This is a genomic window from Pseudomonas xantholysinigenes (assembly GCF_014268885.2).
Classification (GTDB): Bacteria; Pseudomonadota; Gammaproteobacteria; order Pseudomonadales; family Pseudomonadaceae; genus Aquipseudomonas; species Aquipseudomonas xantholysinigenes.
The window spans coordinates 2,886,130-2,905,524 of sequence record NZ_CP077095.1; the positions used below are offsets into that span (position 1 = coordinate 2,886,130).

Consider the following 19,395-nt stretch of genomic DNA (forward strand, 5'->3'; position numbering starts at 1 on the left):
CAGGCGGCTGACATGGGAAGGGGGGACAAAGGATTTGCAGGCAAGCCTGGGCTGGACGGCTTGCACCGCGACGGGTCGCAACGGTTATGAAATCGAGTGCCGCAAAAAGCCCACCACGGCCTCCAGCACCCAGCCCGGCTGCTGCCGATGCGGCACATGCCCGCCGCCCTCCAACACCTGCACCTGCACCGACCCTGCAGCCAGCCGGGCAAGGCGCCGCGGATGCGCCAGGCTACCGAACTCATCCTGGTCACCGTGCAGGCTCAACAACGGGCAACGCAGTTCAGCCAGCGGCTGGTCGAGGTGCCAATTGGCGAAATCCGCTGAAAGCCAGTTGTCGATCCAGGCCCGCAGCACCCACTCGGCCTTGTCGCCGTGGTAACGCTGCAATCGCTGCAACTGGCCCGGTTCGGCAAACTGCTGCTCGGCGGCGCGAATCCCATCCACGGTGCGCGCCTCGACGAACGCCTGGGCCGACTCGGTGATCACGCCACGGCAGCGCTGCCCATGGGTGGCGGCGCACGCAATGGCCATGCCGCCACCGACACTGTGGCCAAACACGATGAACGGGCCGATCGTCCTCTGCGCCAGCAGCGCGGCAAACCCCTCGCCGGCTTCGGCCTCGACGAAGCCCGGGCGCAGGTGGCCGGGATGGGCGTCGGAACGGCCAAAACCAAGGCGGTCATAGGCGATGACCGGGTGCCCGCTGGCCTGGGCCAATTGCTCGGGAAAGTCACGCCACAGCGCCACGCAGCCTAGCGAGTCATGCACCAGGATGATGGGGACAGGGTGGGCCTTGGCTGGGGTCCAGGTCTGGGCGTGGAGACGCCCTTGCGGGGTTTCGATCCAGTGGGTTTGCACGGTGACAGCGGGCATGCGGGCTCCTGTGACGATTTCCGGTCGAGGCAGGCATGCTAACCGTTGGCGGTGGCGTGGAGCCATGGGAATGTTATGGGCAACTGCCGTACTGGGGCCTCTCAGTCCGGTACGGTCTCTGTGGGAGCAACTGTCTTGCTCAACTGCTAAAGCTAGCGGGATCCCTGTGGGAGCGGGTTTATCGGGGCGCCGAACCGCCGCGAAGCAAGCGACGCGGTGCCTGGCACCGGCTACGCCGGTGTTCGCGGCTGAAGCCGCTCCCACAGGGATCGCGCCGACCTCAGGGCATGCACCATACCTGTGGGAGCGGGCTTGTCGGACCGCCGCACCGCCGCGAAGAAGGCGACGCGGTGCCTGGCACCGGCTGTGCCGGTGTTCGCGGTCGAAGCCGCTCCCACAGCGACCGCGCTAGCTTTAGCAGTTGAGCAAGACAGTTGCTCCCACAGGGGGCTGGGCGATCTCCTTGGCCCTGCCACTACTCGATGCTCACTCCCCGGCCGCGCCCTTCAGCTCGACCCGATTCCCATCAGGATCAAAGCAGTACAACGACAGCCCCTCGCCCTCGGCACCATAGCGCGGCTGCGCCGCCTGTACCTCGACCCCGGCGTCCTGCAACATCCGGCTCAACGCTGCCTCATCAAACGGCTCGATGCGCAGGCAGAAATGATCGAGGTTATGCCCCGCGGTCCCGGGCCCCGGCCCGCCTTGCTGGCCCAGCGGTCCATCGACCGCCACCAGGTCGATCAGGCTGGCACCCGCCGCCAGGTGGATCATTCCCAGCGTTTCGCGCCGCCTGCGTATCGGGCAGCCCAGCAAGTCGTGATAGAACCTCAAGCTGCGTTCCAGGTCGGCAACCCGCAACACGATATGGTCGATATGCAGAATCTCGAAAGCAGGCATGCTGGCGCTCCTCGAGCAGACGTTGCCTAGACCATAGCAGCCCGCTACTGACCGCGCAGATCCTCGAAGAACGACAAACGCCCCTGCACCTGGCTCGAGGCGCGAGGTTGCGCGGCGGCCTCGGCGCTGGGTTTCTCGACATGCCAGTAGCAGTGCTTGACCGCCCGGGTGACCGCCACATAGGCCAGCCGCTGCACCTCTTCCTTCTGCGCCGTGTCGAAGGCCTGGGCATCGCCTGGCTTGCCCAGGCCAGCCAGGCGATAGACCTGGTTCTTGTAGGGCGAACTGGTCAGGTACTGGCAGTCACCGAGCATGAACACGGCATCGGCCTGCAGCCCTTTGGCGCTGTGATAGGTCAGTTGGCGCAGGCGGCGCTGGCCGGGCGGCAAGCTAGAATCAGCTTTAATAACAGGCATTAAATGCTGTTCTATCAATAACTTATCGCTTGTTTTTCGAAACAACATCATCACCGAATCACCCTGTTGATAATGCTCGATCAGGGTCTGCGCCAACGCCGCTTCGTCCCGTTCGAACACTTTCACCGGCGACAAGGGCAGCTCGGCCGCCGGGCCGCTGGCACGCGCCTTCTTGCCGCTGATGGCCGGCGCGCCTTTGACCAGGTGCTCAGCGGCATCAATGATGTGCTGCTGGCTGCGGTAGTTCTCCACCAGCATCACCCGGGTGTTGGCCGGCGATGGGAAGGCCTTGGTGAACGCCATGAAATAGCTCGGCGAGCTGCCGCGCCAGCCGTAGATCGACTGCCAGTCGTCCCCCACGCACATCAGCGACGAATGCTGCGCCACCCGGCCAGTATGCATGGCCGGACCGCGTCGGCGGATTTCTGCCAGACTGGCGCGCAGCCAGCTGACGATCTGCGGTGAGACGTCCTGGAATTCATCGATCATCAGGTGTGCCAATGGGCGCAGCAGCGGATCGGGCAGCAGCGCCAGGTTTTCCGGGTTGTTCTCGCCAAACAGGGCGAACATGCGGTTGTAGGTCATCACCGGCGGCGACTGGGCCAGCAGGTGCGCTTCGAAGGCTTTCCAGTACAGGGCCAGGGCCTCGAAGAAGGCGGCGTCGCTGTCACCGGGCGCAAAGCTCATGGCAGCCACTGCCGCGTTGACGTCCAGGCCAAGGTTCTCGATAAAGCCTGCGGCGCTGACGAATGCATCGAGCAGCGGCGCCGGAGCCAGCTCGCCCTTGACCTTATATTCAAAGCCAGGACCGGCAACGGCGTCCCCCGCCAAGGACGCAGCCAAGCGCCTGGCCGCCGCATAGTTATCTAGCCATATCAATGGCTTATCGCAGAAAGCTTGAAACAGGGTGCGCTTTACCGCCCATTCCGCGCGCACCGCCAGCTTAGCGCCGGGGCGCTGGTACTGGCCGCTTTCGCTGGGATCAAAGCCCAGCACCACCCAGGCATCCAAGCCTTCCAGGCGCCCATGCACATGAAATTGGCTGCCACGGATCTGCACGGTCTCGCGGCACGGTTCGATGCCCTTGATCGGCCAGGCGCCAGCGGCGAACCACAGGTCCTCGATCACATCGCACAGCTCCTCGTCGCGCTGGGCCGCCAGCTGGGTGACCTGCGCACGCTTCTGCACATCCGGGTGTTCCGGGTCCAGCGGTTTGAGCAGCAGCGCTTCCTGGCGCAGGCTGCCGACCAGCTCGGCGAAGCGAGGGCTGTCGGCCAGCAGGTCGCGATAGCACAGGTTCAGCTGTTGGCGTTGGGCATCGTTCAGGCGCAGGTCGAAGGGATTGCTCTCGGCGTTGGCCTCGGCGCCCGCGGGCATCTCGTTGCCCAGGGTCTCGAACGCGCGCATCTGGGCAAAGCCCGGCAGGCTGCGCACCAGCGGCAGGATGCGCGAGTGGAAGGTACGCACCAGCTCGCGGCCCTGGGTCGGCGACAGCTCGACCTGCCACAGGGCGAACACCTGCAGCAGGCGCTGGATGAAGTCCTTGCGCGACTCGCGGGTGAAGGTCACCACGGTCAGGGCGTCGAGTTCGAAGCCCAGGTAATGGCGCAGCAGCAGGATACGCAGCACCAGCGAGGTCGATTTGCCCGCGCCGGCCCCGGCTACCACGCAGGTGGACGGTGTGTCGGAGAAGATCAGCTTCCACTGCGCCGCGCTCGGCTGGGCCGCCGCAGGCAGGCGCTGGGCCACATCGGCCTTGAAGCGCTTTTTCAATTCCGCCGTCAATGGCAGGCGCCAGTCGTCGAATAGTTTGTCGTCCTGGCCTGGTACCCCGGCGTGATCCGGGCGGGTATCGCGGATGATTAGCACTTGGCGTCCGGCCTCGTAACCGTCCACCCGACCGCGCTCGTAACCTTCGCGCAGGCCGTCGGCATGGCCATTGCGCTGGCCGGTGGCATGCCCAAGGAACCAGGAGTCGCGATGCTGCGCCTGCAGGCGGCTCAGGCCTCGGCCCAGCAGGCGCGCGGCGAGGCGGCGCAGCCAGGGCAGCTGGGCGGGCGGGGTCAGGTCGGCCGGGGCCTGGGGATGCTCGTGGGGCACGGTCACTCCGTTGCAAATCGAATCAGCAGGCATGTTCGCCTCATCTGCCGCAAAGCGCCAGCGAATGCTTATGGATCATGGGATTAGGCGATGAATCGCAGGTAGCATCGAAGACAGACAAATCTAATAAATAGATCAAATCAAGCCGATATTTACGCTTTTTTTCGATCTTTCAAGCGTCCATCATGGCCCCATTCCACCGACTCAGAGGAGCACCATCATGCTGCAACTGCGACCCTTCGAAAGCCTGGGCCATGCCAACCATGGCTGGCTCGACGCCCACCATCACTTCTCGTTCGCCGAATACCACGACCCGGCGCGCATGCACTGGGGCAACCTGCGGGTCTGGAACGATGACCTGATCGCCGCTGGCGCAGGCTTCCCGCCGCACCCGCACCGCGACATGGAAATCATCACTTATGTGCGCGAAGGCGCCATTACCCACCAGGACAGCCTGGGCAACAAGGGCCGTACCGAGGCGGGCGACGTGCAGGTGATGAGTGCCGGCAGCGGGATCGTCCACAGCGAGTACAACCTGGAGAAGGTCGATACACGGATCTTCCAGATCTGGATCATTCCAGAGAAGGTCGGCGACGCGCCGTCCTGGGGCACCCGCCCCTTCCCCAAAGGCGAACGTGGTGAGGGCTTCGTGACCCTGGCCAGCGGCCGTGCCGGAGATGAAGACCACCTGCGCATCCGCACCGATGCGCGCCTGGTGGCGGCCACCCTGAAGGCTGGGGAAAGCGCCGAGTATGCCTTCGATGCTGGCCGCCGCGGTTACCTGGTGCCGGCCAAGGGCCGAGTCGAGATCAACGGTCTGCAGGCCAAGGCCCGTGACGGCGTGGCGATCGCGGAGGAATCCATGCTGCGGGTGACTGCGCTGGAAGACAGCGAGATCGTCCTGGTCGATGTGGCCTGAGTGTTGGAGCCAGCCTTGCTGGCTCCAACAGCAACCGTCCCTTCACTGCACCGGCAGGAAATTCATCAGCAACAGGCTCTGTGCATAGTTCAGGCCGATGCGCCGGTAGCGCTCATCGAGCATCTGCGCCAGCAAATCCAGGCGTGCAACCACCTTGCCGAACTCCACGGCGAAACTCAGGTTGCTGCCCTGCTCGGATATCTCGTTGGAAAACAGCAGCAGCACGCCGTTGGCATCCTGGCGCTGGCCGAGCATCCAGGTGGCTTTCTCGATATTGCGCGCGGCGTTGTTGATGAACAGCGGGTCGAGGGTGTCGGTCATGTAGAACTCGGTGCGCCCACCATGGGCGGTCACCAGCATGCTGCCGATGGCGTAGATGAACGCACCGACCCGATCGCCGCGAAACTCCGGGCTCAGGGCGTAACTCAAGGCCGCCAGGTCGCGACGATCGCCCAACTGTGGCAAAGGCTGGCGCTGCTCGATGGCGATACGGATCTGCCGCGCCGCGGTGGTGGCATCGAGGTAGCCGGACTGCTTCCACTGGCTGGGATTGCGCAGGTACAGCTTGTTCATCAGCAGATATAGGCTCTGCAGGTTGTCGCGCATGGCCAACGTCGCCATGCGGTCGACACTGGTCTGGAACAGCTCGTCGGGCTTGCCGTTGCGTAACTGGCTGAACAGGTCGCTACCCTGCTGCTGGCTACAGCCGCCCAGGGCAACCAAGGTAGCTGCCAACAGCAGGCGCGGGGGGATCAGGGCAAGTCGTCGTACAGCCATCGGCACCGGTAGCAAGGGGCGGCCGCAACGGGGATCGCCGCGGCCTGGCCATGCATAGAACGCACAAATGCAAAAAAGTGCGATGGTGCCTTGTGTCACATGGCGTGACGCAGCTTCTCCAGCATCTGTGCATGCAAGGCCGGATCGCCGCAGGCCACCACGCAACCGCCGTTCTGCGCGCTGCTGCCATCCCAGGCAGTGATCACCCCGCCCGCTCCTTCGATGATCGGCATCAGCGCCTGCACGTCGTAGGGTTGCAGGCTGGCCTCGACAATCACGTCGACGAAGCCCGAGGCCAGCATGCAGTAGGCGTAGCAGTCGCCGCCGTAGCGCATCAGCCGGGCCTGACCGGCCACCTGCTCGAAGGCGGCCTTGCGCGCTGGCGTGTCGAACATGTCCGGGGTGGTGCACATCAACGTGGCGCTGGCCAGATCGCCGCAAGCACGGGTCTTCAGCGGCGTGCCGCTGCGCCAGGCGCCCTCGGGCGTGCCGACGAAACGCTCGCCGGTGAACGGCTGGTTCATCACGCCGATGACTGGGCGCTCACCGTCGTTGAGCGCGATCAGCGTGCCCCACAGTGGCAAACCGGTGATGAAGGCACGGGTGCCGTCGATGGGGTCGAGCACCCAATGCAACGGGCTGCTGCCCTGAACCGTCCCTTGCTCCTCGCCCAGAATGCCGTGCTGCGGGTAACGCGCCTGGATCAGTGCGCGCATGGCGTCCTCGGCGGCCTTGTCGGCCACGGTGACCGGATCATACAGGCGCCCGCCCTTGTCCTCGACCTGCAGCTCAGCGCGAAAATACGGCTTGATCGCGCTGGCGGCGGCATCGGCCAGCTGTTCGGCGAAGGCGCGGAATTCGCCAGTCTGTTCGGCAGTCAGGGACATGGTGCAGGCCTCATTGGGGAAAGGGCTCGCATCATACCCCAGTGCACGGGCAGCCGTGGCAGGCAGCGCAGGCAATGATATTGTTATGCCATTATCACCGCTTCATTTAACCGTCACTCAATCGTTGTACTAGGATAGCAAGCAGCGCCAACGGCCCCGCCGCCAGCCAAGGAGGCTGGACACCGGCGTGCACGGCCTTCCGTACCACCGCACTTCATGGATGACACGATGAATTCGCACCTGCTGTTTCCGCAGATCGGCAAAGTCATAGCCAGCACCGGCAGCCGCCATTTCCCCCGGCATCTGCACGACCTGATCCAGACCCACCTGACCATCGACGCCACCCATATCCGCCGGATCCGGGTGGCGCCTGCGTGCTCACCGCAGGTCGAAGCCACCCTGCTCAGCGAGACGGTGTTCAGCGCCGGCGAACCGAGCGATGCCTTCGACGACCCGGCGCGCTTGCACCTGGCCCGGCGCAAGAATGGCTACCACTACGAGATCACCGTGCTGCGCGCCGATCCACGCTATGGATTCTCCGCCACCGAGCGCAGCCGATTGGAGGCCATTTCGCCGTTGTTGTTGCCCATGCTGGAAAAACACATCAGTGCCTTGCAGCCAGCCACGCTCCCGGCAAGCGAACCGGAAAGCCTGGAACAACGTTTCGAGGAGCGCCTGCGCCAGACCGGCATCGCCCTGTCGGAGCGGGAAATGCAGGTGTGCGCTGGATTGCTGGCCGGGCATACGGCGCCGCAACAAGCCGAGCGCTTGCAGTTGAAGGTCAATACCGTGGAAAGCTACCTGCGCCGCGCGGCGATCAAGCTGGGCATCAGCGGGCGGCATTCGCTGATGCGCTGGATGTACGGCGAGCTCAGCCTTTGATGGCTTTCTCGATCGCGGCGATATCGATCTTGCCCATGGTCATCATCGCCTCCCAGGCGCGCTTGGCCGCCGCACGATCGCTGCCCGCCACGGCCTGGGTGAGCAGGCGCGGGCTGATCTGCCACGACAGCCCCCACTTGTCCTTGCACCAACCGCACACGCTGGCCTGGCCACCGTTATCGACGATGGCGTTCCAGTAGCGGTCGGTCTCCTCCTGGGAGTCGGTCGCCACCTGGAACGAGAAGGCTTCACTGTGGCGGAAGGTATCGCCGCCGTTGAGGCCAATGCAAGGTATGCCCATCACGGTGAATTCCACCGTGATCACATCACCTTGCTTGCCGGAGGGGAAGTCTCCCGGCGCCAGGTGCACCGCGGTTACCTGGCTGTCGGGGAAGATGCTGGCGTAGAAGTTCGCCGCGGCTTCGGCGTCGTTGTCGTACCAGAGGCAGATCAGGTTCTTGGGATGCATGGGCAGGTCTCCTGGGGCCTCGAAGGGGTGCTTCGAGTCTAGGCTTTGTACGAAAAGTCTAGTCCCCCTGCCCGCTCGGCCTGCGTTCTGGCGATCGGCGGCTCACCCCAGGCAGGCAAACGCCTCGGCCAAGTCATGATCGCTGGACAGACTCTGCGGATGCGCCTGGCGATACGCACGCAACGCCTGCTCCAGCCGCGCGCCGCGCAAACGGCCGTCCGAGGCGATGAACAACAAGGCATCGTCGCGGGCCGCCCGGTAGGTGCGGCCCGAGTGGCTGGTCGAGCCACTGGCGGCCGCCGTGCCCAGGCTGGAGCCCACGGTGAAATGGTCAGTCGAGTTGCCCTTGCCGTCCATCGCCCAAGCCTGGCCGGCAAAGGCCAGGCCGGCCAGCAACAGCCTCGCCCGGCTCATGAAGCGGCCGATACCGCGTCAGCGGCATCGCTGCGCCGCTGGCTGAAGGCCAGGTAGTAACCGTTGCAATCGAGCACGCCGAACTCTCGCGCGCCGTAATCCATGTCCTGCAACGGCCAGGCGATTTCAGCCTGCGCCCGTACCTGCTGGAAATACGCCTCGATACCCTCGATCGCCAGGTAGAACGTCCCGGTGCAGCCGATCGGTTGCGGCGGCCACAGGTCCTGTTCGGTGAACAGCAGGTGGCTGTCCTGCAGGCACACGGTCAAGGTCGAGCCTGCGCTGTCGGACACGGTGAAACCCAGTACGTCCCGATAGTACTGGCGGGTTTGCTCCAGATTGGCGCAGCGCAACAATGGCGTGACGAGCATGCTGGTCTCCTTGAAAACCTGGGCGATCCCGGATCATGGCGATTATCCAACCGTCCGGCAAGCACGCTGTATGACGGGTTTGCCAGGCCTCTAAATCCGCCGCGCGGGTTTGACGCAGGACGCGACAAGGTTCAAGGTCTGCGCACCGGGTAGCTGAACGCCGCCCACCGCACGGAGCCCGACATGCATTTCGACCTGATCCAGGCCTTGAGCCTGGCCGGCAAGCACGACACGCCCAACGACGACCGGATCGGCTGTGCCGACAGCCATGCCTGGGTGATCGACGGCGCCACCGACCTCGGCGAGCCAGGCCTGCTCGGGGCACGGGGTGGCGCGGCGTGGCTGGCGGCGAACGCACAGCGCGCCTTCGCTGGAGCCACAGGCGTGCTGCGGCCAATCTGCGACAGCGTGTTCGAAGAGATCGCTCAAGCCTATCAACGCGATCGCCAGCGTGATCCCGTGGCCATCTGGGAACTGCCACGCGCGGCCTTCGCCGCCGTGGCCCTGGAGGGCGATGAACTGGTCTGCGCGCACCTGGCCGATTGCGTGGTGCTGCACCGCAGCGGCAATGCCGTGCGCTTCCTCACCCCAGAGCCGGACCGCGAGGCCGAACAGGCCGAGGCTGCCGCCTTGGGCCCTGGCACCGGTGCCCATGGTGTGCGCACCCCGGCCGTGCTGGCCGACCGCCGCGCGTCCCGCGAACGGCCGCGGGCGGTGCTGGGGGTCGATGCGGCGCTGTCCCGGGAGGGTACGCTCTACTCCCGTGTTTCGGCGACGCCCGGGGACGATGTGCTGTTGATGAGCGACGGCTTCGCCGCGCTGTTCGACACTTACCGCGCCTATGACCCAGATACCTTCATTGCGCGCCTGCACAGCCACGGCCTGGCCGACCTGGCCCAGACGCTGCGCGCGATCGAACAGCAGGATGCCGCCTGCCTGGACTACCCACGCTTCAAGATGAGCGACGATGCCTCGGCGATCTGGTTACGTATCGTCGGCCCCCGGTAGGCACGCAACCTTGGCCTGAAAAAACTGAAACTCTCGCGGCCCCCCGCCGGTCACAGCCTTTGAGCCTGCAACAAGGATTGCAATCCAAAGGAGACTGGACATGCCCCACACTCATCGCAAAGCCCTCCTCCCCCTGGCCCTGGCCAGCGCCCTGCTGATCGGCAGCCCGCTGGCCAGCGCCGACGATATCCTGCTGGTCGGCAACAAGGCCGATGCCAGCGTCTCGGCATTGGACACCCGCAACGGCAAGGAACTCATCCGCCTGCCGGTCGGCACCGGCCCCCACGAAGTGGTGGTCAGCGGCAACGGCCTGCTGGCGGTGGTCGGCAACTATGGCGTGCAAGGCACGGCCAACAACAGCCTGAGCGTGATCGACTGGCCCGGCCGCAAGGTGCTGCGCACCATCGACCTGGGCCAGGACTCGCGCCCCCACGGCATTCGCTTCCTGCCCGACAGCCAACGGGTGGTGGTCACCACCGAGGACAGCGAGCGCCTGCTGATCGTCGACCTGGCCCAGGGGCGGGTGCTCGACCGTATCGAGGTCGGCGGCGGCAAGCCGCACATGGTCGCGCTGTCGCCCGGCGCCGACCGCGCCTACGTCACCCATGTCGACGGCGGCAGCCTGTCGGTGGTCGACCTGCTGCACAAGAAGAAGATCGCTGACATACCCACTGGACAAGGCAGCGAAGGCGTGGCGGTGACCCCGACCGGGACCCAAGTGTGGGTCAGCAACCGCGCTGGTGACGAAGTGGTGATCGTCGATGCCCAGCGCCTGGAGGTCACCGACCGGATCCGTACCGGGGTGTTTCCGATCCGCATCGCCATGACCCCGGATGGCAAGTACGCCTTGGTCACTTGTGCCAAATCGGCGGAGCTGGCGGTGATCGATGTGGCTGCCAAGAAAGAGATCAAGCGCATCGGCCTGGCCCGTGAAGGCGCCGAATACCGTCGCACGCAACTGGGCGAGGAAGCGCTGCCGATCGGTGCGGTGGTGTCGCCCGACGGCAAACGGGTCTACGTGGCGATCAGCGGCGGCGACGAGGTCGCGGTGATCGATACCGCCAACTGGACCGAGAAGGCCCGCTGGCAGGCAGGCCCCGAACCCGATGCCCTGGCGATCGTGATCCAGCCCAAGGCAGAAAGCTGACCAACAGGCAAAAAAAGGCGCCTCGTGCGAGGCGCCAAATATTCACCTGCTACCAAAGGAGCTCACGGGCTTCCCAGGTGAATCCGATAGCTGTCAGAGAATCGACAGCGGGTACTCGATGATCACCCGCACCTCGTCGAGGTCCGACTCGAACGCGGTGGCGCGGGTGGTGGCCTGGCGCAGGCGAAGCGCAAGATCCTTGGCTGCGCCGGTCTGCACCACGTACTTGACCTCTATATCCCGCTCCCAGCGCTTCTGCTCGGTGAGTGGGTCGCCGTTGGCGTCGCGACGCATGTAGTAGGCATTGGCGTTGCTGTAGTCAGCATCACTGCCGCGGCCATAGCGAGTCATCAACGACAAGCCCGGCACGCCATAGGCGGCCAGGTTCAGGTCGTAGCGCAGCATCCACGAACGCTCCTTAGGCGAGTTGAAGTCGCTGTACTGGATGGAGTTGTCGAGAAAGATCGCGTCGGACTGGCGCAGGTAGTCGAAGTCATCGTCGCCGTTGTTGCGCTGATGGCTCAAGGCCAGGGTGTGCGCGCCATAGCGCAGGCCAACCTTGGCGCTCCAGATGTCGTTGTCGAACTGCCCCAGGCGCTGGCGCCCTTCGTCCCTGGCGTTGTAGAAGTTGAAACCGCCAAGCAGCGCCAGCTCATCGCTCAGCGGCCAGGTGACGCTGGTACCGACGTAGTACTGGTTCCACACATCCTTGAGGCGGCTGCCGAACAGGCTGACGCTGACATAGTCGTTGACTGTGTAGTCACCGCCGCCATAGGCAATCCAGGGCGCGTCCACCGGGCCGCCGTAGAAGGTTGCGAAGTTCTCGCGCAGGTCGCTGGACACCGGCTGGCTCATCGCATGCAGGCGCCCGGCCTGCAACGTCAGCCCTCGCACGCTGGTGTTTTCCAGGGTCAGGCCACGAAAGCTCTCTGGCAACAGCCGCGAATCGCCAGCAGCCACCACCGGGTTGACCGGGAATACGTCGCCCACCCGCAACACAGTGTCGAACAGGCGCACCTTGGCCGCGCCGCCGAGCTTGGTGTATTCGTCGCGGGCCTGGCCATCGCGGTCCACCGGCAACACATCGAACGAGCTGCGTCCACCATTGCGTCCGCCACCGGTGTCGAGCTTCAGGCCGAGCATGGCGAAGGCATCCACGCCGACGCCCACGGTGCCCTGGGTGAAGCCCGACTCGAAGCGAGTGATCAGGGCATGGGCCCAGGCTTCGGAATAACCGTTGTCGCTGGCCTTGCCACTGTTGTAGGTGGGTGCCGGGCCATCACGGTGATCGCGATTGAAGTAGAAGTTGCGGTTGAGCACGCTCAGGCGGCTGCCTTCGATAAAGCCCTCGGCGCCGGCCTCAGCGGCCCAGGCGCCAGGCCCGAAGCCGGCCAGGGCTACCAGGGTAGCCAGGGAAAGGTTGGGTTTACAGGTCATCCGTTGCGCCTCGCAGTGTGGCTGTTCTTGTTGTCGGGCCTTGGCGCTGTCTTGGCAGATGCCTCGGCCGAGGCTGATGCTCGCCGCTGGCGGATAACGGGAAGATGATCGCGCAATTACAATCGCGTCATGCGGGCAGCGCCGGCACCGGCTTGCCGGCGACCTTTCAGATCTGTAACGCCGGCGTCATGCCCCTGTTGGCTGGGCATCGCTAGCGTGGACAGCGAAATCCAACGTTTGGAGACTCGCACCATGCTACGACCGACCCTGATCGCCGCGCTGCTGGCCCTGTCGCTCTCGGCCCAGGCCACCGGCTTTTCCCAGCAACGCAACGAACAACTGATCGAGGATCACCAGCAAGCGGTGGCGGCCTACGCCGAACGCCGCGCCAAGCCGATGCCGGAGATCGTCGACTACCGCTACGGCATGAAACTCGACGTCGCCCGTTTCGTGCGCCAGTCGGGCGACCCGCGCACCTGCGAAGTGGTACCGCGGCTAATGACCTTCGAGGACAGCCAGGGCACCCTGCGTACCGTGCGCTACGCGGTCATGTCGCAATGCATCAACAACAAGTAGCTCAGCCGCGCAGGCCATCCACCAGTTGCAGGCTGTTGCGCCCGCCGCGCTTGGAGGCGTACAGCAGCGCATCGCCTTGTTCGATCAACGCCGCGAGGCTCGCTGGCGGGTGATCGAACAGGTTGGCGCCGATGCTCAGGGTGACCGCCTCGGGGGTGCTGAACGACAGCGCGGCGGTACTCTGGAACTGCTGGCGCAAGGTGGCGGCCAGTTGCTCGATGACCTCGCGCGAGGTGCCACCCAGCAAGATCACGAACTCATCGCCACCGAGCCGCGCGGCGATTGCCCGCTCCGGCAACAAGGCCCGGATCATCTCGCTCAGGCCGATCAGCAAGCGGTCGCCGGCGGCGTGTCCGTGCAGGTCGTTGACCAGCTTGAAATGGTCGATGTCGATCAGCAGCAAGGCCCCCGGGTTCGTCGGTGAGACGGCCTTGAACAGGTTGCTCGCTCGCACTTCCAGGGCGCGGCGGTTGTACAGGGCGGTCAATGGATCGCGCGCGGCCAGGCGCTCGATACGCTCCTCGCGGCGATAGCGCACGGTACCGGTCATCGACAGGGCGATCAGCATGATCGCCATCGCCCCCTCCACCAGCGACACCTGGATGATCTGCCCACGGAACGCGGCCAGGTCGATCAAGGTACCCGGCAGCAGCGCCGGCAGGGTCTTGGCCAGGTAGAACAGCCCGTGCAGGCGCAGGATGTAGCGCAACTGCACCGCGCCCACGCTCAGCGACTTGCCCTGCAGGCGCAGCAACCAGCTGGCATACAGGGTGAACACGGCGACCAGCAGCGAGTTGGCGACCAGGAAGGTCTTCGACCAGAGCGGCCATTGCGGCAACAGCAACAAGCTCGCCCAGAGCAGCGGCGCCAGCAGGCACAGGCGCGACAGACGGGTTTCGGTAAAGCGCGCCACCCCCAGCAGAAAGCACCAGTGGGCGGCGACCAGCATGCCATTGGCGAACCAGATGCCGATGAACAGGTAACCGCTGCCGCGCAACAGCGCCAGGGTGGAGCCGACACTGATGGTGGCGAACCCGGCGCTCCAGCACAGCAGCGAGGATTCGCGCACGCTGCGCCATTCTACGACCAGGTAGAGCGCGGCGGCGGCGGCTAGCGCGATGGTCAGGGTCAGCATGGTGGAAGCGTCGAACGCCATGGAGGGTAAAACCTGTGCAGTACGGTTCAAAGCAGTGGATTGTATGCGTTCGCCGGGCGTTGCACAGGGCCAATAATATCCAAATGATGTCATTGCCCCTAAAAAACACTCAAACGACAACCGCTCACTGCTCCGACAGGAAACTCACCAACTGCCGGCCATGGCTGCTCAACGTCTCCCAACTGCGAAAGCAGATGCGCAACTCCAGTGTCGCCCAACGCTCCTCCAACGTGATTCGGCGCACGGGCAACTCCTGCTCGGCGCGCAGCGCTGCGGTCTCAGGCAGCATGGCGATGCCGGCATGCTGGGCCACCAATTGGGCGATGGCCTCGAAACTCGGTGCACGCACGCGCACCTTCAGTGGCATGCCCAAGCTCATCGCCAACTCCTCGACAAAGCGCTGCATGGCCCGCTCGGCCGGCAGGCAGACAAAGGCAAAGCCCAGCGCGTCGGCTAACCGTAGCTGGTCACGGCTGGCCAGCATATGATCGGCCGGCACCAGCAATACCAAGCGTTCGGTGCGAAACGGCAGCGACACCACGCCGTCGTTGACCAGGTTGCCGTCGTACACGCCAATCTCGCAGTCCCCGGCCAGCACGGCCCGCAGCACATCGACACTCTTGTGCTCGACCAATTGCAGGTCGACTTGCGGGTAATCGACCAGAAATGGCCCGAGCACCGCCGGCAGCAAGGTGCTGTTGGTCACGGTGGACACCGCCAGGTGCAGGTCGATGCGCCGCTGCCCGGCCAGTTCCTTGAGGGTGTCGTGCAGTTTCTGCGCCTCGCCCAGCACCGCGCGCGCCGACTCCAGCAGCAACCGCCCGGCAGGCGTCAACTGCATGCCATCGGCCTTGCGGGTGAACAGCGTCAGGCCACTGCGCGCCTCGAACTGGCGCAGCCGGGTGCTGGCGGCCGAGACTGCTACCGGAAAGCTCGCCGCCGCCTTGCTCAGGCTGCCGGTGGCAGCGATGGCCACGAGCAGGCGCAAGTCCGCCAGATCGAAGTGCATGATGCCTTCTCCAAAACAGAACGCCATGTTCCAGAAAAAGCGATTCTAGCGCGGCAACCTTCTGTTCAGAATAAGCCAAGACTCATTTTGTTACGGATCGACCATGACCCTGCCCGCCCCGCTCCACCGCGCCCTCGCCAATGGCAGCTTGTATGCCGTGCTGGCAGCCCTGGGTTTCAGCTTCAAGGCCATTTTCGTCAAGCTCGCCTATGCCGCCGGCCCGGTGGACGCCATCGCCTTGCTCGCGTTGCGCATGGCCTTGGCCCTACCCTTGTTCGCCTGGTTGGTCTGGTCCGGCCGTGGCCAGGGCGCGCCGCTGACCTTGGGCGCCGGCCTGCGCGTGGCGCTGCTGGGGTTGTTCGGCTACTACCTGGCGAGCCTGTTCGACTTCTACGGACTGCAGTACATCAGCGCCGGCCTTGAACGCTTGATCCTGTTCACCTACCCCACCCTGGTGCTGCTGATCCAGGCCGTGGTCCAGCGTGAGCGCCCGAGCCTGCGCACCCTGGCGGCCATGGGCCTGTGCTACCTGGGCCTGGGGATCGCCTTCGTGCATGACATCGGCGCCGCCGGAGGCGGTAGCCAGGTGCTGGTCGGAGCATTGTGGGTGTTCGCCAGCGCGGTGACCTACGCGCTCTACTATTCGGGCACCGGCATGATGCTCAAGCGCATGGGTTCGATGCGCCTGGCCGGATTGTGCGGCACGGCGTCGTCATTGATGGTGTTGGCCCACTACCTGCTGGTGGCGGATATCGCGCCCTTGCTGAGCCTGCCCAGCGCGGTGTGGCTGAACGCGGCCTTGATGGCGCTGTTCTCGACGGTGCTGCCGATCTACTGGGTGGCCCTGGCGATCCAGCGCATGGGCCCGACCCACACCGCGGCGGTGGGCAACCTGGGGCCGGTGCTGACGGTGCTGGCGTCGTGGGCGATCCTAGGCGAGACGGTCTCGCTGTATCAGGTCATCGGCCTGGCGCTGGTGCTGTTCGGCGTGTCGCGGTTGAAGCCGGCGAACAAAGCCGAGCCGCAGGCAAGTGCCGCGCAACGCTAGACGTTCACCTGGGCGACACGGTGCCAACAATGATGCCCTGCTCGCGCAACTGCTCCAGCAGCATCAGCCCCTGGTGCTGAACCTCGTCATTACCCAGCGCCCGCAAGCGCTCACCACCACTGCCTGGCAAACCCACCAACAGTTGCCAGGCCATGGGCGCCAGGCGCGCGAAACGCACCTGCAGGCCAGCATCCCGATACACCAGCAACAAGGTGCAGGCCTCGGGTACTTCGCTTGGCTGATACCCCGGCCCAATACGCTCCACCGGCCAACGATAGGCCAACACCCGCGCCACGCACGACAAAAGCGGCTCGCCCTCGAGCAGGTCGCCGGCCGGATCATGGGGAGGGTCCTCGGCATCGCTCAGGTACAGCTGCGCCTCGATCCATTCGTAATGCGCCAGTTCGAGCTGCCAGGGCGCATCGAGCTCGATGCCCTGCAGATAGTCGATAAATGCTTCGGCAAGTTCGGTGAACAAGGGTGTCTGGCTGCGGTAACGGGCATAGAAGTCCGCCACCCGGGCGCGCCAGCGAGGCTCGCCGAGCGTCGCGCGCAGCACCGGAAAGCTTCCCGCCAACAGCCCTTCGATGGCGCCGAGGAACAACTCGCGGTAAACCCTCAGGCGCCTTGGTTCAATGCCCGGCGGCGGCGGATTGGCGCTGGGGTCGCGCAGGTGCCGGGCCAGGGTGAACTGTTGCAGGCGCAAGGTCGTGGACATGTCAGTGCCCTCCGTGGGCCAGTTGCAGCGCACGCATGCGTGCGGTCTCGGCCAGCAGCTCGGCCAGGGGCGGATAGTTGAAGTCACGCTCGAGCACCGTAGGCAGCGTGCCGAAGCGCCGACAGGCGCTGGAGAACAGGGCCCAGACGTCCTCCTTGACCGGTGCGCCGTGGGTGTCGACCTTGAGGTCCTCGGCTTCGTCATAGTGACCGGCCACATGCATCCCCACCACTCGCTCGCGCGGGATGCCAGCAAGGAACGCCTGTGCGTCGTAGCGGTGGTTGCAGGCATTGACGAATACGTTGTTGACGTCCAGCAACAGGTCGCAGTCGGCCTCGTCAAGCACGGCGCGAATGAACGTGAGCTCATCCATGGCCTGGTACGGCGCCGCGTAATAGCTGATGTTCTCCACGGCGATACGCCGCCCGAGCACATCCTGGGCCTGGCGGATACGCGCGGCCACATGCTGCACGGCTTCCTCGGTGAAGGGGATGGGCATCAGGTCGTACAGGTGTCCGTCATCCGTGCAGTAACTCAGGTGCTCGCTGTACAGGCGTACCCGGTGGCGGTCCAGGAAGGCACGGGTACTGGCGAGCAACTTGACGTCCAGCGGTTCGGTGCCGCCCAGGGACAACGACAGCCCATGGCAGGCGATGGCAAAACGCTCGGCCAGGCGTTCCAGGCCTTGGGCAAAGGCACCACCGACGCCAATCCAGTTCTCCGGGGCGCACTCGAGAAAATCCAGCGCCGCGGTATCCATGTTCAACAATTCGGGCAGCAGGCCCCGGCGCAAGCCGAGCCCGGTGTACAGGGGGGTAGAAGCATTCATTGCCAGGTCTCTCGCAGGCCGTGGAAACCGGCTTGCCGGCGAACCCCGGCGCGCTGCATCGCTGCGCCGGGCTCGCCTGCAAGGCTGGGGCGTCAGGATTTGCTGGTCAGGTGGCTGAACAGCCCATCAGGCATGGCCTTGCCATTGGCCTTGAAGATCGCGGCCAAATGCTCGTAGGCCTCTTGCTCGGAGATGAAGCCATCGTGGTTGCGGTCGATCTTGTCGAAGTCACCGGCGCGGTCCTTGGCCACGGCAAGGAATTCCTCGCGCGATACCTTGCCGTCGTGATTGGTGTCGGTGCGGGCGAACGAGGCATCGCCGCATTTGCCTTCACCGCACTTACCCTCGGCGCCGGCCTTGGCGCTGGCGCCACACTTGCCCTCGCCGCATTTGCCTTCACCTTGGCTGGCCTTGCCGCTGGCGCCACATTTACCTTCACCACATTTGCCTTCGCCGGGGGTCTTGGCGGCGGCCAGCTGATAGCCCTGGGAGAGTGGTTCCACGGCAAAGGCCGTGTTACCCAGGACCATGCCACCGATCAGGGTGGCGCCGAGCAGGCCGAGCGTATTGCGCGTTTTCATGGTGTTGCTCCACTTGGTTGGAAAGTGGAGCCATTTGGCCGCAGCGGTGTGTCGTCGGTGTATCACCGCTGGCGCGGTTTTGTATGACAGTCGGTCGTGGCGGCGGGAGGATACAGAGCGATACAAGAAACGACCCCCTGCTCGCGCAAAGGGCCGTGGCGGATGCCTCAGTCGTCCAGCGGTTTGGGCGGCGCGGCAGGTTTGGCGGGTTTGCTGTCCTTGGGCTTGGCCTCAGGGGCCACGGCCACCGGCTCCGGCGCGGTGATGGCTTTTTCGCTGGCCGGCAACTCATCGACCGCCTTGAAGATCACTTGCGGGTCAAGTTTTTCGCCACTGTCGTCGTCCTTGAGAATGTGCCGCTCGCCATCCTTGCCCACCAGGATGACCTTGGTACCCTTGCTCGCGCCCAGCTTGAGCTCGCGAATCAGGGCCATGGTGGCCTGCTGCTCGAGGTTCTTGTCCTCGCGCTTGCCCATCATGTTGGCGACGCTGTACAGCACCAGGTTGCGCTCGGCGAAGCCCGCCTTGGTGGCTGGATCCTCCAGGGCCTGGTTCAAGCCACGCAACGTCGGGTCGGCGCTACTGGGCGCGATCACCACCAACGGCCTGGCCTTGCCCAGTTCCTTGGCCAATGGTGCATCGCTGTCGGCGGCGTACAAAGGGCCGACCACGGCGAGCAAGGTGGCGAGGGTCAGTGACCGGACGAGCATGCGCATCTCCTTGTGTTCTCGATAAACCTAAAGACTACGGATCAGGGAGAAAGATCCGACGCGGGAGCCTAAACCAGCTGCCTGCCCTATGGGGCAGGCAAAAGGTTACTTGGCGTGTCCAGGACGCTCCGCGTCAAAGCCGTTCACGCCCTGAGCATAGTCCAG

Annotated in this window: 21 protein-coding genes; 6 read left to right on the forward strand and 15 right to left on the reverse strand. The window is 64.9% G+C overall.

What is annotated here, in order from left to right; translation table 11 throughout:
• Positions 1-84: 84 nt before the first annotated feature.
• The 3 genes from HU772_RS12755 to HU772_RS12765 form a co-directional block, all read right to left on the reverse strand.
• Complete coding sequence (locus tag HU772_RS12755) at positions 85-876, reverse strand: alpha/beta fold hydrolase (RefSeq protein WP_186659398.1); 792 nt, start codon at positions 874-876, stop codon at positions 85-87.
• 486 nt (positions 877-1,362) lie between these two features.
• Positions 1,363-1,776, reverse strand: a complete 414-nt coding sequence (locus HU772_RS12760) for a VOC family protein (protein WP_186659399.1) — start codon at positions 1,774-1,776, stop codon at positions 1,363-1,365.
• 44 nt (positions 1,777-1,820) lie between these two features.
• A complete protein-coding gene (locus HU772_RS12765; RefSeq protein ID WP_186659400.1) occupies positions 1,821-4,325 on the reverse strand; it encodes a UvrD-helicase domain-containing protein in 2,505 nt (834 codons plus the stop codon).
• Between the two features lie 187 nt (positions 4,326-4,512).
• On the opposite strand from HU772_RS12765, the gene HU772_RS12770 reads away from it, so the two are divergent.
• Complete coding sequence (locus HU772_RS12770) at positions 4,513-5,211, forward strand: pirin family protein (RefSeq protein WP_186659401.1); 699 nt, start codon at positions 4,513-4,515, stop codon at positions 5,209-5,211.
• Between the two features lie 42 nt (positions 5,212-5,253).
• Here HU772_RS12770 and HU772_RS12775 read toward each other — a convergent pair whose 3' ends face one another.
• Positions 5,254-5,988, reverse strand: a complete 735-nt coding sequence (locus HU772_RS12775) for a hypothetical protein (RefSeq protein ID WP_186659402.1) — start codon at positions 5,986-5,988, stop codon at positions 5,254-5,256.
• Between the two features lie 95 nt (positions 5,989-6,083).
• A complete protein-coding gene (gene hisN, locus HU772_RS12780; RefSeq protein ID WP_186659403.1) occupies positions 6,084-6,875 on the reverse strand; it encodes a histidinol-phosphatase in 792 nt (263 codons plus the stop codon).
• 228 nt (positions 6,876-7,103) lie between these two features.
• Between hisN and HU772_RS12785 the strand changes: the two genes are divergently transcribed.
• Positions 7,104-7,757, forward strand: coding sequence for a helix-turn-helix transcriptional regulator (locus HU772_RS12785; RefSeq protein ID WP_186659404.1), 654 nt, complete (start codon positions 7,104-7,106; stop codon positions 7,755-7,757).
• Here the strand turns inward: HU772_RS12785 and HU772_RS12790 are convergent.
• From HU772_RS12790 to HU772_RS12800, 3 genes are all read right to left on the reverse strand, one after another.
• A complete protein-coding gene (locus HU772_RS12790) occupies positions 7,747-8,226 on the reverse strand; it encodes a VOC family protein (RefSeq protein WP_186659406.1) in 480 nt (159 codons plus the stop codon). The genes HU772_RS12785 and HU772_RS12790 overlap by 11 nt on opposite strands.
• Before the next feature lie 102 nt (positions 8,227-8,328).
• On the reverse strand, positions 8,329-8,640 hold the full coding sequence (locus tag HU772_RS12795) for a DUF2388 domain-containing protein (protein ID WP_186659408.1): 312 nt from the start codon (positions 8,638-8,640) through the stop codon (positions 8,329-8,331).
• Positions 8,637-9,011 carry a VOC family protein gene (locus HU772_RS12800; protein WP_186659410.1) on the reverse strand — a complete coding sequence of 125 codons (375 nt, stop codon included), beginning with the start codon at positions 9,009-9,011 and terminating at the stop codon, positions 8,637-8,639. The genes HU772_RS12795 and HU772_RS12800 overlap by 4 nt, the downstream gene beginning before the upstream one ends.
• 183 nt (positions 9,012-9,194) lie before the next feature.
• Here HU772_RS12800 and HU772_RS12805 point away from each other — a divergent pair, with 183 nt between their 5' ends.
• Together HU772_RS12805 and HU772_RS12810 are read left to right on the forward strand one after the other, a co-directional pair.
• On the forward strand, positions 9,195-10,019 hold the full coding sequence (locus HU772_RS12805; RefSeq protein ID WP_186659412.1) for a protein phosphatase 2C domain-containing protein: 825 nt from the start codon (positions 9,195-9,197) through the stop codon (positions 10,017-10,019).
• A 100-nt stretch (positions 10,020-10,119) separates the two neighbouring features.
• Complete coding sequence (locus HU772_RS12810) at positions 10,120-11,166, forward strand: YVTN family beta-propeller repeat protein (RefSeq protein WP_186659414.1); 1,047 nt, start codon at positions 10,120-10,122, stop codon at positions 11,164-11,166.
• Between the two features lie 93 nt (positions 11,167-11,259).
• On the opposite strand, the gene HU772_RS12815 is transcribed toward HU772_RS12810, so the two are convergent.
• Positions 11,260-12,603: an OprD family porin gene (locus HU772_RS12815; RefSeq protein WP_186659416.1), complete on the reverse strand. Its 1,344-nt coding sequence runs from the start codon at positions 12,601-12,603 to the stop codon at positions 11,260-11,262.
• 252 nt (positions 12,604-12,855) lie between these two features.
• Here HU772_RS12815 and HU772_RS12820 point away from each other — a divergent pair, with 252 nt between their 5' ends.
• On the forward strand, positions 12,856-13,179 hold the full coding sequence (locus HU772_RS12820; RefSeq protein WP_186659418.1) for a DUF2790 domain-containing protein: 324 nt from the start codon (positions 12,856-12,858) through the stop codon (positions 13,177-13,179).
• Between the two features lies 1 nt (position 13,180).
• Here HU772_RS12820 and HU772_RS12825 read toward each other — a convergent pair whose 3' ends face one another.
• Both HU772_RS12825 and HU772_RS12830 read right to left on the reverse strand, forming a co-directional pair.
• On the reverse strand, positions 13,181-14,335 hold the full coding sequence (locus HU772_RS12825; RefSeq protein WP_186659420.1) for a GGDEF domain-containing protein: 1,155 nt from the start codon (positions 14,333-14,335) through the stop codon (positions 13,181-13,183).
• 124 nt (positions 14,336-14,459) lie between these two features.
• Positions 14,460-15,344, reverse strand: a complete 885-nt coding sequence (locus tag HU772_RS12830) for a LysR substrate-binding domain-containing protein (protein WP_186659422.1) — start codon at positions 15,342-15,344, stop codon at positions 14,460-14,462.
• Positions 15,345-15,447: 103 nt separating this feature from the next.
• On the opposite strand from HU772_RS12830, the gene HU772_RS12835 reads away from it, so the two are divergent.
• Positions 15,448-16,392, forward strand: a complete 945-nt coding sequence (locus tag HU772_RS12835) for a DMT family transporter (RefSeq protein WP_186659423.1) — start codon at positions 15,448-15,450, stop codon at positions 16,390-16,392.
• A 4-nt stretch (positions 16,393-16,396) separates the two neighbouring features.
• Here HU772_RS12835 and HU772_RS12840 read toward each other — a convergent pair whose 3' ends face one another.
• The 4 genes from HU772_RS12840 to HU772_RS12855 form a co-directional block, all read right to left on the reverse strand.
• Entirely contained in the window at positions 16,397-17,110 is a 714-nt protein-coding gene (locus tag HU772_RS12840; protein ID WP_186659425.1) for an HvfC family RiPP maturation protein, read from the reverse strand.
• Between the two features lies 1 nt (position 17,111).
• Complete coding sequence (locus HU772_RS12845; protein ID WP_186659427.1) at positions 17,112-17,939, reverse strand: HvfB family MNIO-type RiPP peptide maturase; 828 nt, start codon at positions 17,937-17,939, stop codon at positions 17,112-17,114.
• 92 nt (positions 17,940-18,031) lie between these two features.
• Positions 18,032-18,520, reverse strand: a complete 489-nt coding sequence (locus tag HU772_RS12850) for an HvfA family oxazolone/thioamide-modified RiPP metallophore (RefSeq protein ID WP_186659428.1) — start codon at positions 18,518-18,520, stop codon at positions 18,032-18,034.
• A gap of 167 nt (positions 18,521-18,687) precedes the next feature.
• The gene (locus HU772_RS12855; protein ID WP_186659430.1) at positions 18,688-19,230 is read right to left on the reverse strand and encodes a DUF4174 domain-containing protein; all 543 of its coding nucleotides are present in this window, start codon (positions 19,228-19,230) and stop codon (positions 18,688-18,690) included.
• Between the last annotated feature and the right edge of the window lie 165 nt (positions 19,231-19,395).